Genomic DNA, 13,922 nt, shown 5'->3' on the forward strand with positions numbered 1-13,922 from the left:
GATTTATTCAGTGATGTAAGAACTTCATTTTATATTTGCACCTATTCTAAAAGATTTTGAAGGTGAAGAATTTTGTTCAGGAGCTACAATGGAGAGGAATGATTCATGATGTTATGCCGGGTGCGGAGGAGCATCTCATGGAGGAAATGCAAGCAGCTTATGTTGGGATTGACCCTACTGCGGACTCACTGCACATTGGACATTTGGTAGGCGTAATGATGCTAAGGCATTTTCAGTTGGCTGGCCACAAGCCTTTTGCTTTAGTGGGAGGTGCTACTGGAATGATCGGGGATCCATCGGGAAAATCCGCAGAACGGAATCTTTTGGATGAGAAAACACTTCGCCACAATCAAGAAGCGCTGAAATCGCAGTTAAGTCGATTTCTGGATTTTGAAAGCGATGAGCCCAACGCGGCTGTTTTGGTGAACAATTATGACTGGATGAAGAGTTTTTCATTTCTTGATTTTATTCGGGATGTTGGGAAACACATTACCGTCAACTACATGATGGCCAAAGATTCCGTTAAAAAGAGACTTTCCTCCGACGCCAAAGAAGGAATGTCCTTTACTGAATTTACCTATCAGTTGGTGCAGGGATATGATTTCTTATATCTCTATCAAAACCATAATTGTACCCTACAGATGGGCGGGAGCGATCAGTGGGGAAATATTACAACGGGAACCGAACTGATTCGCAGAATTGGTGGAGGAAAAGGGTTTGCCCTGACTTGCCCGTTGATTACCAAGGCGGACGGTACCAAATTCGGTAAAACCGAAGGTGGAAACGTTTGGTTGGACGCTGAACGCACGTCTCCTTATAAGTTTTATCAGTACTGGTTGAACACCTCTGATGAGGATGCAGAAAAATATATCAAGATTTTCACCTTTTTGACGCAACAAGAGGTTGAAAGTTTGGTGTCTGAGCATCAGGAAGCACCACATTTAAGATTACTTCAAAAGCGATTGGCAGAGGAGATAACCACGATGGTACATTCCAAATCAGATTTGGAAAATGCCATTAAAGCGAGTAATATTTTATTTGGGAAATCTACCTCGGATGACTTAAAGCAGTTGGATGAGAAAACTTTTTTGGATGTGTTTGAAGGAGTGCCCCAAGCTCAAGTATCCAAAGAAGATATTGATGCGGGGTTGGATATGATCGGTGCCCTAGCTGCCAAAACAGGCTTTTTAGGTTCAAACGGAGAGGCACGCAGGGAATTAAAACAGAATTCCATTTCTGTAAACAAACAGAAGGTAAAGGAGGATTACAGCATTACCGAAGTGGATTTGATCAATGATAAGTTTGTAATTCTTCAGCGGGGTAGAAGAAATTATTTTGTTTTGGTTGTTGCTTAATTACGCAACGCTTGGCTTAATTTCTCGTCTACAAGGTGAATCAATCTTAAAATAAAATGAGAAAAGGTATCAGTCTTTTTGTGATTCTTTTGGTGCTGATGAGCTGTTCGTCGGACGACGGTTCAATTAATCCCGAGTTAGGAGAAAAGTGGGTGCTGCAAAATGTGGTCTGCTTTTGTTTCTTTGGCGATGACTTCGATTTTACCAACCACAGTTTGACTTTTAACGATGCAAATGGAACAGTACTGATAGCGAACAGCGAGCAGACTCCCTTTATAGCTCCTGAAGGCACTTATTCCTATTCAGACAATGGAGAGATCATTGAAATAGATGGGAAACAGTTCACCTATGAAATCAAAGACGATACTTTGACATTATATTTTGTGGATGAGCCATTGATTGCCGATGATGAGATTACTTATTTCTACACAAAGGGTTAAAGCGCCATCAAATTGCAACCCCGAACATCGGAGTGGTCAAATCTGCCTAAAACTTCAAAAGTCCTGTTCGCATAGGTCTTGCCCAAATCTTGGGTCGCTATGAAGGAACATGAGTACACATTCGCTAAATCAATTACGTTTATCCCACCAGTTTTTTCATGGGATTGTATTCCAAGGGGATCCTCGGTGTCACGGGTGACTATTTGCATCCAGGGAGGGCATTCAAATAGGCCGTCACCTTTTGAATAGGCTTGGGAAAGCAGCTCCGTCATTCCATATTCTGAGTGAATCTCCGGAACTTGAAAAGCCTTTTTAAGGATGCTATGGAGTTCTTCCCGAATCAGTTCCTTTCTACGACCTTTCATTCCTCCGGTTTCCATGACTATGGTATTGCGCAGGGGCATTTCAAATTGCTCAGCCAAATCCAATAGAGCAAACGAAACCCCGATGAGCAAAATCTTGGTCCCCTGATCTTGAAGTCCATTAAGCTTTTGACTCAACTCGCTCAAATTATTAAGATAAAAGCCACTACTCGGATGCTTTGATTGCTTGATTAAGTCATTGACCATATAAATCAAAGAAGAACCTTCGCGTTCCAAGTAGGAGGGTAACAAAGCCAGAATACAATAATCTTCAACCGGTCCATAAAAGGTATTGAATCCTTCAACGAAGCTCTTTTCATAAAGGGAAAGATCTGCAACATGATGTTTGCTTGTATTGTCTGAAGTGGTCCCACTGCTTTCGAAGATTGCTTGTGGTGCTTTTGTAGAGGAAACCACCCATTGAGTTTTAAAAAACTCAATGGGAAGAAATGGAATATCTGGGATGTGGAAAACGTTAGAGGGGGATTTTTGCAAATGGTCGCAATACGCTCTGTATGTAGGATTATGTTGAAATTGAAAAGCAAAGACTTTTAGCGCCAGTTCTTTAAAATCAGTTTGACTGGATATGGAGAAAATTTGTTGAATACTCTTGTTTTCCATTGGTGGATAAAAGTACCCAAAAATAAAAAGGCCCTTCCGAGGAAAGGCCTTTTTTACAGCAATTTTTATTTGACGACCAGTTTTCTGGTCATGGTTTTTTCTTGTTCCGTTACCTGCAGCACATATACTCCCGGAACCAGTCTGGATATATTTAAGGTATTGGTTGAAATTTTGTCCGTTAATACCACCTCACCAAAAACATCATATATCTTGATTTCCTTGGTTCCGTTTGAAGCGGTTGTTACATATACCTCATCTCCATAAGCTGGGTTGGGATACATCTTGAATCCCTTAAGTTCTTGTCTTTGCTCAGTATTGACACTGACCAATTCTTGACCGAAACTGAAAATAGGTAACGCCATAATGAATAGAAAGTAGATTTTCTTCATGAATGCTGATTTGGGGTATAGCAATATAAAAATAGATAAACCTACCTTTTTGGGCTACAAAATGTTGTGAAACAAAGAATTATGTATGTAAAGAGATAAAAGATGGTGTTTTATCGCCAAAACACGCTAAAAACAGTAACTATTTGACAATAAGTTTTCTAGTGGCTACTTTATTGTTTTCGAATACGCGAAGTATGTAAACTCCCTTGTCCAAACTGGATAGATTAAGCTCTTTGCCCAATATGGTGGTCTGCAGCACCTGGGTGCCAAGCACATCAAAAATCAAAATTTTCTTGGGAGCATTGAGATTGGTCTCAATAAAAACCTTGCCATAAGTAACCGGATTGGGATACAACTTGAACCCGTCAATATCTGCATTCTTCTGGGCATGTTGGGAAAATGCCAGAGAACAAACAAAAAAGAAAAAGACGAAGTAAAGTTGCTTCATAAAGATTTGGTTGCAAAGGTTATGCCACAAATATAATTAATTTGCAGACTGAGAGGACTTTAGATGTGGAAAAAAGCTACATTTTTCGATGAACGGTAAAAGAAAAGCCCTGCATTGCAGGGCTTTATCGTTGAAATACGTTATGCTTTAGTTGATGCCTCTGGTCCAACCTGCACCCCAAGTCGCAACGTCGGTACCTGTTCCGTTACCCACTCCTGAGATAACATCTGCTTCTGTGAAAGCAGCTCCCGTATCGTTTTTCAAGTTGGTTGTAACGTTGTTAAAGGTAACATCAATAATATTGGATTCGTCGTTAACAACACCTGTACCAGTATCGGCATCGTCCAAATCAAAAGCTTCATCAAAATCATTGAATACGATGTTTGTGAAGGTAAATCTGGTACCAGCTCTCAATCTGATAGCTTCGCTAGCATCATTTGCTCCTACAATGGTTACATTGGTAACTGTTGGTGCAGAAAAATAACCTGCTTCGTTACTGAAGTCAGTGTTGAATCCATCACATTCAAAAGCTTTATCATGTGAAGTTCCGTGCTGCACGTAAACATCGGTCAAAGAACCTGTGAAACCTTCGGTCCAGTCAATAGAATCATCTTCTGCGTTTACAACAACCAAGTGGCTTGCATTTACAGTCCCTCCGAAGAATTCAAAACCGTCATCAGATCCTTCAAATATTTGAACAAAATCAATGGTTGTACCAGTACCAACACCATAAACAGAAAGACCGTTCAGCTCGGCGTTTCCATCAATTGCACCACCAGCATATTCGATTCTTACATATTCTACATTACCAGAATTGTCCGTAGGGACATTTCCACCGAAACCTAAAGCGCCAACTTCTGATGTTGCGATATCGTCAGAACCATCAGGAGTAGAGTTGATAGGTGCTCTACCACAAAGAATCAGTCCTCCCCAGTCACCTGATGAAGGAGTTGCAGCGTTCGATGTTAGAATGATGGGCTCACTTGATGAACCAACCGCATTGATTCTTGCACCCTGCTGAATGGCAATGTATGCATTTACACCAATAGGCTCAGCCTTAATGGTCATACCAGCAGGAATGGTCAAAGTAGTGCCTTCTGCCATCAAAACTGGTCCAGTAATAATATATTCGATATCAGCATCCAGGGTAAGGTTCTCTGTGTACAATCCGTTTAGGTTAACGGAACTATCAGTGTCACCTCCACCACCGCTGTTGTTATTTGTGGTGGTAATGCTGTTGTCATTAATGATGATGTCTGAGGTGTCGTCGCTCTCACAAGCAATGAATAATGCAGCGGCTATACCTAAAAATAAAAACTTGTTTTTCATTTCTGTTAGTTTAAAAAAATTTAAAATTTATATTTAAGGGTTAGCCCAACGTTAACCCCAAGGTTATACTCTCTTATGATAATGTCTCCAAGATCCGTTCCTTCACGAACAAGGGTAACGTCTGGATCTAAGATGTTTTTCGCTGTTAGATTTGCTTCAAAATGTTCTCCAAAGGAGTTTTTCCATACGAAGTTCAAGGTGGGAACAGCTTTTTCCACAATGTTGCCCAAACTTCCGGATCCCAATGAGAAAATGCGATCGGAGAAATATGAAAAGGCGACAGTTGCTTTTGGTCTATAATTTCCAATGATTGGACTATAGTTTACATCGGCATTGATAATGAATGGTGAAGCTCCTTCCAGCTCATCCGAATCACGGTCAAATGCAGTTCCGAAGGTGTTTTCAGTACCTCCTGGAATGTCCTTCAAATCCTGTTCTGTATGTGTGTAAGCAGCGTTCAGACCTACCGATACAATTGCGTTGTCATCAGCATCTGTGTAAAGGTTTTTCCTAACCTCTAATTCAGCACCATAGATATCCGCTTGATCACCGGTTCTAAAGTAGCGCTGCGTACCAGTTGCATCGGCAGCAACAACTCTGTTGACGGGGTCTTTAATGGTCTTTGCAAAGGCGGCAATGGAGATAATCTCACCGCGTTCCAAAAACCATTCATATTTTATATCGTAGTTGAATATGTCCGAGTATGTTGAACCATTTCCATCCAATCCACCCAAAAGATCTGGGTTACCACCGACCCTTTGCGTTACGGATTCGTAAACAAACGGTGCAACCTCTTTAAATTCTGGGAAAGATGCGGTTTTACTAAACCCAAGCCTCAGATTAGAGTTCTCAGTCAGGGAATAGCGAACGTTCAAGCTGGGCAAGAAGATGTTTTCATAAACGCTTCTGAATCCTGGGTCTACCGCGCTGATGTTAATCACGTCGTATTCCACTTTTTGGCTATACGATTCCAATCGAACACCAGGTACTATGCCCAATTTTTCACCCAAACTGATTTCTGCAGCGGCATGGATGGCATGGATGTTCAAATTACCTTTATAGGTGTTTTCAGGAAGACCTGGTCTATTTCGGTTACCGATTTCGTTGTTGATGGGATTCAATACAAGCAGATCCCAAAGCCCTTCACCTTCTGGAATATTGATGTTATTGACATCAAAAATGGTGTTGAAGTTGTTTACATCTGTAATAGGTGTATTGTCCCTATCTTGAATTTCATACCCGTAGCGGATACTGTTGAACCTTCTTTCCTTTCTTCTGCCGTTGTAGCCAAAATTGAACTTGACTTTTTCAGAAGCTTGATAACCAAGATTTACGAAGCTATTTAATTCGTCGTCTTCAATGCTTTGAAAGAAGCGTTGGTTGTCAAAAGGAATGTTGGTATAGAAAACAGGATTTGTAGTATCATCATTGTCCAATGCGAACTGATAATTCTCCAAAGTGATCCGTTTTCTATCAGGTTCATCGGAAAACACCTTGTTAAAACCAGTTCCCCAATCCAAAGTAAGCTTTTCATTAAATATGTGCTGACCGGTCAATTGGTTAACAAAGATCATATCTTGGTTAAACTGAACGTTCATCACATAAAAACCTTCATCGGTCGTGATGATCGCATCCCGGTTGGTCCCCTGCCCGTTGATACCATAGAAGCCCACAGCGTCAGAAGAGCTGTTGATAAAAAGAGAACTGTATTTCAGTTTATGTTCATTATTGATTTTATAGGTAACGTTTGCTAAAGCTGTGGTAGTCGTGCTATAGTTAAATTCCTGTACATTGGGAAAGTCAACTTTCAAAACATTGGTAAAGTCCCGCGCAGGACCTTCCAACAGTTGATAGCCATTGCTAAAACTAGCGGCTCCGAAGAAACTTAATCTGGACTCATCATCATTAAAGTTGAAGGAATACCCTCCTTCAATTGCTCCGGAAATATTGACGGGATTCCAAGCTTCCTGTGGATCTACACCATGGGAAAGAACTACGGCAAAAGGATCATTGTCGTACCTGTTGTAAAATCCAAAATTGCTTGGTCCCTCGCTTCTTACAAAATCCTCGCCAGAAGCGTTGCTGTTGAAACCACTTCCCAGTGAAATTTCTAAATAACCGTCACCTGTATATTCTTTTGAATCGATGTTGACATTCCCTGCGGCAAAATCTCCGTAAAAAGATGGATTGTAAGCTTTGCTTACGGAAACATTTTCTATAATGCTTGAGGAAAAGAGATCAAGATCGATGTTTTTCTTGTTTACATCATTGGATGGAAGGGACAAACCGTTCATGGTCGTATTTTGGTATCGATCACCAAGCCCCCTTACATATACATTGCTCGATCCCTGTTGCTTGGAGATACCTGAAATTTGTGCAACCGCGGAAGCGGCATCATCAATGCCTTTTAAAGTAAGTGCTTCGGCACTGATGGCTTCTTGAATGACAAGCGCATTTTTCTGCTGTAGTAAAAGCGCAACCTCTGAATCCTTTCTAGCAGTGGTTGTTACAACCACTTCGTCCAATCCAACACTACTGGCACCCAATCCGGCATTGATTTCAGTAACTTTTCCCAATTCGACCACCACATTGGGGATTTCCAATGTTTCGTACCCCAAAAAGCTGATCACCAAGGTGTAGGTCCCAGATTCAACATCGGCAATTTCAAACAAGCCATCAAAATCTGAGGTTGTTCCTTGGGTAGTTCCTTTGATCAATACATTGGCAAAAGGAAGCGGGTCATTGTTAAGTTCCTTATCGGTTAACTTACCCACAATACTGCCGTTTTCTTGCGCAATACTAGCTAAGGTGAAAAACGAAAAGACAAGTATTAAATAAGCTTTCATACAAACGCTGTTGGATTTTTTAATTTGGTGGCAAAGAACGCTACAGGGTGTAAATGCGATGTTACGGTCAGGTTAAGTGTTTATTTGAAAACTGTTACAATAATGTTATGACATTAAATGAATGTTAAGCATTAACACCGTTATAGTATTATCTTTACATTTGGGCACTGATCATTGTAAAAACTATCCTATGGATACTAAGGACATAAAGATTTTATTGGTAGATGATGAGCCAGATATTCTGGAGATAGTTAGCTATAATCTTACTGCGGAAGGATATCAAGTCTACACAGCCAAAAATGGAGCAGAAGGTGTTGCAAAGGCCAAAAAGAAGAACCCCCATTTGATTATTCTGGATGTAATGATGCCAGAAATGGATGGAATAGAAGCTTGTGAAGTTATTCGTAACACATCTGGATTGGAAAATACAATCATCACATTTTTGACTGCCCGTGGAGAGGATTACTCCCAGGTTGCTGGATTTGATGCCGGTGCCGATGATTATATCACCAAACCTATCAAACCAAAAGTATTGGTGAGTAAGGTAAAGGCTTTGCTTAGACGTTTGAAGGAAGATAAAAAAGAATCTGAAGAGATTGTAAAGGTGGGTAACATTGTTATAAATAGAGAAGAATATAAAATTATCAACAACGGTGAGGAGGTTTTGTTGCCCAGAAAAGAGTTTGAACTACTTTCTTTACTTACCTCAAAACCCAATAAGGTCTTTAAAAGAGAAGTGATTATGGACAAGGTGTGGGGCAATGAGGTGGTAGTTGGTGGCCGTACCATCGATGTTCACATTAGAAAACTACGCGAAAAAATTGGCGATGATCATTTTAAAACCGTTAAGGGCGTGGGGTATAAGTTTGTCTTATAATGGCTGTACGGTTTAGGAAATCTTACAAATTTGCCATTAGGTCATCACTACTGATTACAATAGTCCTTACCACTTTACTTGCCATTTTTCTCAATTCCAGCGATCAATTGGATTGGTTGGTTCTTGGTTTCGATGCATTCATCACCTTTGCGATCTGTTTTATAATTATTCAGGTAAGGGTCGAACGGTTCATTTATAGAAGAGTTAAAAAAATATATGATGATGTTTCTCTTTTGGAATCTTCATCATTCTCTTCAAAACATGTTACTACCGATATGAAAACTTTGATTCAGGAAATTGAGAAGTTTGCTGAAGGCAAGAAGATTGAAATAGATACTTTAAAAATCCGAGAAGAATACAGAAAGGATTTTTTGGGGAATGTATCCCATGAGCTTAAAACTCCCTTGTTTACCGTCCAGGGCTACATTCTTACTTTGCTTGATGGAGCAATGAACGACAAAAAAATCAGGGAAAAATATTTAAATAGAGCCAATAAAGGGGTTGAAAGATTGATTTATATCGTAAAAGATTTGGATCTGATCACCAAGCTGGAAGTTGGGGAGTTAAAGTTGGAACGTGAAAGTTTTGACATAATAGAGCTGATTCAAAATGTCTTTGATCTATTGGAGATGAGGGCTGCCAAAAAAGATGTCATGCTTACGTTCGATATGGAGTATGAGCCCATTTATGTGAACGCTGATAAGGAAAAAATCCAACAGCTGGTCAGTAATCTTCTGGTGAACTCCATAAAATATGGCCACTCCAATGGAACAACGGAGGTAAGTGTAGAAAATTTGATTAAGAACAAGGTAATCGTCAGGGTAACGGACAACGGTTATGGAATTCCCAAGCAACATATTCCAAGGCTCTTTGAGCGATTTTACCGTGTTGACCAAAGTGGGAGCCGTAACGAAGGAGGTTCAGGGTTGGGGCTATCTATCGTTAAGCATATTATTGAGGCCCATGATGAAAAGATTTATGTGGAAAGTGAGGAAGGGGTAGGCTCTGAATTTTCCTTCACCTTGGAAAAGGCTTCGAACAGTACTGTAAAATCAACAGGCGAATCAAACTGAGTCAATCCCTTAAAGTCTTCCAAGCGGTTCAGGTCATCCAATTGAAAATCATCTTGCGAACTGCAAGGCACCAAAGCTTGCTTTTGCAAACGTATGGCCAAATATTCCTGTTCATATTGACCTGGAGTAGGAATGAAAAATGCCTTTTTTTCCAGCTTTGCCAAATCCATTACTGTGGTATATCCAGAACGACATAGAATTTTGCCACTTTGATTCAATGCCAATTGCAATTCATCGGACTGCATGAAATTATAAATTTTAACAGTTCCATTTTTTGAAATGGTTTCCTCTTTGGTTTGTTTGTCCTCAATTTTTCCCTTTACAAAAAGCACGTTCCCTTGGTATTCGGCAAGCAAGCTTAGAATTTTCTCTTCCAAAAATGTACGTTGTGGTTCGGGACCTGAAAGAAGCACCATCAGGTCATAAATCACGTTGACATCCATTTTTTCAAAGCGACTTAACGGGCCTAGATATTCTATGTTCATCTTGGATTTTTTTAAATGGCCAAGCTTTCCGGTCAAATTAGGTTTGTCCTTCACATCAGGTACCCAGCACACATCAAACTTTTTAATGATTTTTTGATGGGCTTTGGAACTCATCCAAGTGGTATTTCCGGAGAGAACGTTCAATTGGTGTGTGATAATGATGCATGGCACTTTTTTATAATGGGCACCTAATCTATTATCTGAGATGATGCCATCAATTTGATGCTCCTTGACCAATTTTTTGACGACCTTTTTTTCTTTCGCCATTGCCTTGACCACCTTGGGAGAATCCCAAATCATTTTTATTTTGAAATTCTTTCCCTTTTCAGCATAGGTGATTTTATAAGAGGGCAGCTCGAACGAGGGGAGATTGGGAAACTCCTTCTGCAAAAGCGATAGAGCTACTCCATCAGAAGCCAAATGGGGTTGGTGGCCATGGGCCAAAAGTTCATTAATGATCGGGATACAACGAGTAGCATGTCCAAGCCCCCAGTTCAATGGAGCCACAAGGATACGTTTAGAACTTTCCATGACAACAAAAAAACAAAAGCTGTTTTGCTTTTGGATTTCCTTAGTTTTGCCAAAACATTAAATTTTTGCTCAATTTAAAGGAGGTGGGAAGTAAGAACAAGCTAAAACGGTTTAAGGAGAACGAGACATTTTTAAATGTTATTCAACCCAAAAGGGATGAGATAATTGCAGGATTTGAGCTCAAAGGAAAGTGGAATTCCTTTTTTAAGAAAGAGCAACCCATAGTATTGGAACTGGGTTGTGGAAAGGGTGAATACACGGTCGGGCTTGCTGAACGGAATCCAAGCAAGAATTACATTGGGATAGACATCAAAGGTGCACGTTTTTGGCGTGGTGCCAAGTCGGCCATAGAAGAAAACATGGAAAATGTAGCCTTTTTGCGCACGCAAATTGAATTGATTGACCTGCTCTTCGAGGAAAATGAAATAGATGAAATTTGGATTACGTTTCCGGATCCCCAGATCAAATACAAACGAACCAAACACCGTCTTACCAACCCGGTGTTTCTACAGAAATATAAACATATTTTAAAACCAAAAGGAGTAGTGCACCTGAAAACCGACAGCGAATTTATGCACGGCTATACACTTGGGCTGTTGCAAGGACAAGGACACGAAATGTTGTATTCCAATCACGATGTGTACAAGAATGCGGGAAGTCCACCGGAAGTTCTTGAAATCCAGACATTTTATGAAAATCAGTATCTTGATCAGGGAAAACCAATTACCTATATCCAGTTTAGGGTCAACTAACCGATGACGCACGTACTTATACTTTTCTTTGCGACCTTTTCGGCTGCTTTTATGGCAACAGTTCCTCCCGGTTTGTTGAACATGAATGCGGCAAAAACAAGTGTTGAAAAGGGAAAACTGAATGGCATTATTTTCAGCTTGGGAGTTTCTTCCATGATTATGGTCCAGGCCTATATAGCAGTCTTGATTTCCAAGTTTTTGTATCGAAATCCTGAGGTAATTGATATACTGCTCAAGATTGCCTTGTTGGTGTTTGCCTTTTTTGCGGTCTATTTTTTCGTAACCGCGAAACGCAAGAAAGAACAGAAGATAACGGAGGTTAAGGTTAGCAGGAAAAACAGCTTTTTTAAAGGCACTTTGTTGGCAGCGCTCAACCTACTCACAATACCTTACTATAGTGGGCTGAACGCCATGTGGAATGAAGCTGGCTGGATCAAGTTTGAAGCTTGGGACATCACAACTTTTGTTGTGGCTGCAGGAGCAGGGACATTTTCCGTGCTGTACCTTTATACCTTTTATTTTAACAAGCTTGAGACCAAGACCAATCGATTTTCAAAAAATTCGAATTACATACTGAGTGCTTTGATGTTGGTACTTTTGGTCATTACTTTGATTCGTATTTTCTATAAGTAATATGGAAGAGAAAAACTTTTTCGACAAGGTTTATGAAGTTGCCAGATTGATTCCTTATGGGAAGGTGACTTCCTATGGAGCAATTGCCAAATATTTAGGAGCTGCACGAAGTGCCAGGATGGTTGGGTGGGCCATGAATAATTCTGCCGCTAAGGAGGTTCCTGCCCATCGTGTGGTAAATAGGAAAGGAATACTTACGGGAAAGCATCATTTTGATGGAACAAGTCTCATGCAACAGCTCTTGGAAAATGAGGGAATTGAAGTCAAGGACAACCAGATTATCGATTTGCAAAAGCACTTTTGGGATCCAGGAAAGGAATTAATTTAGTCAGTGGTCAGTGGTCAGTGGTCAGTGGTCAGTGGTCAGTGGTCAGTTGTCAGTGGTCAGTTGTCAGTGGAGAAACTTTGTAGTATTTAAACGAACAAACGAACAAACGAACAAACGAACAAACGAACAAACGAATAAACAGCTAGCTTTATACCCAACACCCAACACCCAATCTCCCTTACACCCTTCTACGATAGTCTTACCCAATCACATCATCTTCATTTTCAATGCCCAAACTTCTTAAAATAAAGACCAAGCCGTATCTTTGTAATTTAGAATAAGTTTAAACGACTGCAAACAAAAACAGGATCGATGAAGCTGAACAAGGCAGATATTCTTAAAGCATTGGAAAACATTTCCGCTCCCGGAGAAGGTCAAAATTTGGTGGAGAGTGGAGCAGTGACCAATGTGCAAGTATTTGGTGATGAAGTTGAGGTAGATGTGACCATTAAAAACCCAAGTCTTCAGGCCAAAAAGAAAACTGAGGTTGAGATTTTAAAGATCATACACAGGGAAGTTTACGAAAAGGCCAAGATAAAGGTAAACCTTAAGGTTGATGCACCAGCAAAACCAAAGGTGAACCAGATTAAAGGAAACCCGATACCGGGAATTCAAAACATTATTGCCGTAGCCTCCGGAAAGGGTGGAGTAGGTAAATCTACTGTAACGGCTAACTTGGCGGTGACCTTGGCTAAAATGGGCTTTAAGGTAGGTTTGTTGGACACTGATATCTACGGACCGTCTATGCCCATTATGTTTGATGTGGCCCTTGAAAAACCCCTATCGGTCAATGTCAATGGCAAGTCTAAGATGAAGCCTGTTGAAAATTATGGGGTTAAGCTGTTGTCCATTGGATTCTTTACCCAACCCAACCAAGCGGTAATTTGGAGGGGACCTATGGCATCCAAAGCACTGAACCAGATGATTTTTGATGCCCACTGGGGCGAGCTGGACTTTCTGTTGTTGGATTTACCGCCAGGTACAGGAGATATTCACTTAAGCATAATGCAGTCGTTGCCAGTCACTGGAGCTGTTGTGGTAAGTACTCCACAAGAAATTGCGTTGGCCGATGCAAGAAAGGGAGTAGCTATGTTCCAGCAAGAGGCAATTAGTGTTCCTGTACTGGGAATCGTGGAAAACATGGCCTATTTTACTCCTACTGAGTTGCCTAACAACAAATACCATATCTTTGGGAAAGATGGCGCCAAAAATCTTGCAGAAGACTTGGATACGCCATTTTTAGGTGAGATTCCATTGGTACAGAGCATTCGTGAAGCGGGAGATGTTGGTAGACCGGCGGCTTTACAAACCGCAACACCAATTGAAGAGGCATTTGAGGAATTGACCAAAAATGTGGTTCAGGAGTTGGTAAGGCGAAATACAGATTTACCACCTACTGAAGCGATAAAAATTACAACAATGGCAGGTTGTGCTGCTGTTAAAAAGAAATGAG

At 40.6% G+C, this 13,922-nt stretch carries 14 protein-coding genes; 8 read left to right on the forward strand and 6 right to left on the reverse strand.

What is annotated here, in order from left to right; all coding sequences use genetic code 11:
* Positions 1-62: 62 nt before the first annotated feature.
* Positions 63-1,355 (forward strand): tyrosine--tRNA ligase, encoded by a 1,293-nt coding sequence (gene tyrS, locus ACULLH_RS03830; protein ID WP_454087402.1) that lies wholly within the window; start codon positions 63-65, stop codon positions 1,353-1,355.
* 56 nt (positions 1,356-1,411) lie between these two features.
* Positions 1,412-1,795 carry a hypothetical protein gene (locus tag ACULLH_RS03835; protein ID WP_454087403.1) on the forward strand — a complete coding sequence of 128 codons (384 nt, stop codon included), beginning with the start codon at positions 1,412-1,414 and terminating at the stop codon, positions 1,793-1,795.
* Here ACULLH_RS03835 and ACULLH_RS03840 read toward each other — a convergent pair.
* The 5 genes from ACULLH_RS03840 to ACULLH_RS03860 form a co-directional block, all read right to left on the reverse strand.
* Positions 1,792-2,778, reverse strand: a complete 987-nt coding sequence (locus ACULLH_RS03840; RefSeq protein WP_454087404.1) for a LuxE/PaaK family acyltransferase — start codon at positions 2,776-2,778, stop codon at positions 1,792-1,794. The genes ACULLH_RS03835 and ACULLH_RS03840 overlap by 4 nt on opposite strands.
* A 65-nt stretch (positions 2,779-2,843) precedes the next feature.
* Positions 2,844-3,167, reverse strand: a complete 324-nt coding sequence (locus ACULLH_RS03845; protein ID WP_454087405.1) for a T9SS type A sorting domain-containing protein — start codon at positions 3,165-3,167, stop codon at positions 2,844-2,846.
* Between the two features lie 139 nt (positions 3,168-3,306).
* Positions 3,307-3,615: a T9SS type A sorting domain-containing protein gene (locus tag ACULLH_RS03850; RefSeq protein ID WP_454087406.1), complete on the reverse strand. Its 309-nt coding sequence runs from the start codon at positions 3,613-3,615 to the stop codon at positions 3,307-3,309.
* A gap of 147 nt (positions 3,616-3,762) precedes the next feature.
* A complete protein-coding gene (locus tag ACULLH_RS03855; RefSeq protein WP_454087407.1) occupies positions 3,763-4,944 on the reverse strand; it encodes a multidrug transporter in 1,182 nt (393 codons plus the stop codon).
* A 20-nt stretch (positions 4,945-4,964) separates the two neighbouring features.
* The gene (locus ACULLH_RS03860) at positions 4,965-7,790 is read right to left on the reverse strand and encodes a TonB-dependent receptor domain-containing protein (protein WP_454087408.1); all 2,826 of its coding nucleotides are present in this window, start codon (positions 7,788-7,790) and stop codon (positions 4,965-4,967) included.
* Positions 7,791-7,980: 190 nt separating this feature from the next.
* On the opposite strand from ACULLH_RS03860, the gene ACULLH_RS03865 reads away from it, so the two are divergent.
* Entirely contained in the window at positions 7,981-8,667 is a 687-nt protein-coding gene (locus ACULLH_RS03865) for a response regulator transcription factor (protein WP_454087409.1), read from the forward strand.
* Positions 8,667-9,740, forward strand: coding sequence for a sensor histidine kinase (locus ACULLH_RS03870; protein ID WP_454087410.1), 1,074 nt, complete (start codon positions 8,667-8,669; stop codon positions 9,738-9,740). Before ACULLH_RS03865 ends, ACULLH_RS03870 begins: the two co-directional genes overlap by 1 nt.
* Here ACULLH_RS03870 and ACULLH_RS03875 read toward each other — a convergent pair.
* Positions 9,644-10,756 (reverse strand): glycosyltransferase family protein, encoded by a 1,113-nt coding sequence (locus ACULLH_RS03875; RefSeq protein WP_454087411.1) that lies wholly within the window; start codon positions 10,754-10,756, stop codon positions 9,644-9,646. The genes ACULLH_RS03870 and ACULLH_RS03875 overlap by 97 nt on opposite strands.
* Positions 10,757-10,839: 83 nt before the next feature.
* On the opposite strand from ACULLH_RS03875, the gene trmB reads away from it, so the two are divergent.
* The 4 genes from trmB (at position 10,840) to ACULLH_RS03895 (ending at position 13,921) form a co-directional block, all read left to right on the forward strand.
* Positions 10,840-11,508, forward strand: coding sequence for a tRNA (guanosine(46)-N7)-methyltransferase TrmB (gene trmB, locus ACULLH_RS03880; protein ID WP_454087950.1), 669 nt, complete (start codon positions 10,840-10,842; stop codon positions 11,506-11,508).
* 3 nt (positions 11,509-11,511) lie between these two features.
* Positions 11,512-12,141, forward strand: a complete 630-nt coding sequence (locus ACULLH_RS03885) for a LysE family transporter (protein WP_454087412.1) — start codon at positions 11,512-11,514, stop codon at positions 12,139-12,141.
* Position 12,142: 1 nt separating this feature from the next.
* Entirely contained in the window at positions 12,143-12,469 is a 327-nt protein-coding gene (locus tag ACULLH_RS03890) for an MGMT family protein (protein ID WP_454087413.1), read from the forward strand.
* 312 nt (positions 12,470-12,781) lie between these two features.
* Complete coding sequence (locus tag ACULLH_RS03895) at positions 12,782-13,921, forward strand: Mrp/NBP35 family ATP-binding protein (protein ID WP_454087414.1); 1,140 nt, start codon at positions 12,782-12,784, stop codon at positions 13,919-13,921.
* Position 13,922: the final 1 nt, after the last annotated feature.

The sequence above is a fragment of the Flagellimonas sp. 2504JD4-2 genome, from assembly GCF_053642935.1.

Coding starts and splice junctions, on each gene's coding strand:
- ACULLH_RS03835 (WP_454087403.1), top strand. CDS start 1,412: ATGAGAAAAGGTATCAGTCTTTTTGTGATTCTTTTGGTGCTGATGAGC.
- ACULLH_RS03840 (WP_454087404.1), bottom strand. CDS start 2,778: ATGGAAAACAAGAGTATTCAACAAATTTTCTCCATATCCAGTCAAACT.
- ACULLH_RS03845 (WP_454087405.1), bottom strand. CDS start 3,167: ATGAAGAAAATCTACTTTCTATTCATTATGGCGTTACCTATTTTCAGT.
- ACULLH_RS03850 (WP_454087406.1), bottom strand. CDS start 3,615: ATGAAGCAACTTTACTTCGTCTTTTTCTTTTTTGTTTGTTCTCTGGCA.
- ACULLH_RS03855 (WP_454087407.1), bottom strand. CDS start 4,944: ATGAAAAACAAGTTTTTATTTTTAGGTATAGCCGCTGCATTATTCATT.
- ACULLH_RS03860 (WP_454087408.1), bottom strand. CDS start 7,790: ATGAAAGCTTATTTAATACTTGTCTTTTCGTTTTTCACCTTAGCTAGT.
- ACULLH_RS03865 (WP_454087409.1), top strand. CDS start 7,981: ATGGATACTAAGGACATAAAGATTTTATTGGTAGATGATGAGCCAGAT.
- ACULLH_RS03870 (WP_454087410.1), top strand. CDS start 8,667: ATGGCTGTACGGTTTAGGAAATCTTACAAATTTGCCATTAGGTCATCA.
- ACULLH_RS03875 (WP_454087411.1), bottom strand. CDS start 10,756: ATGGAAAGTTCTAAACGTATCCTTGTGGCTCCATTGAACTGGGGGCTT.
- ACULLH_RS03885 (WP_454087412.1), top strand. CDS start 11,512: ATGACGCACGTACTTATACTTTTCTTTGCGACCTTTTCGGCTGCTTTT.
- ACULLH_RS03890 (WP_454087413.1), top strand. CDS start 12,143: ATGGAAGAGAAAAACTTTTTCGACAAGGTTTATGAAGTTGCCAGATTG.
- ACULLH_RS03895 (WP_454087414.1), top strand. CDS start 12,782: ATGAAGCTGAACAAGGCAGATATTCTTAAAGCATTGGAAAACATTTCC.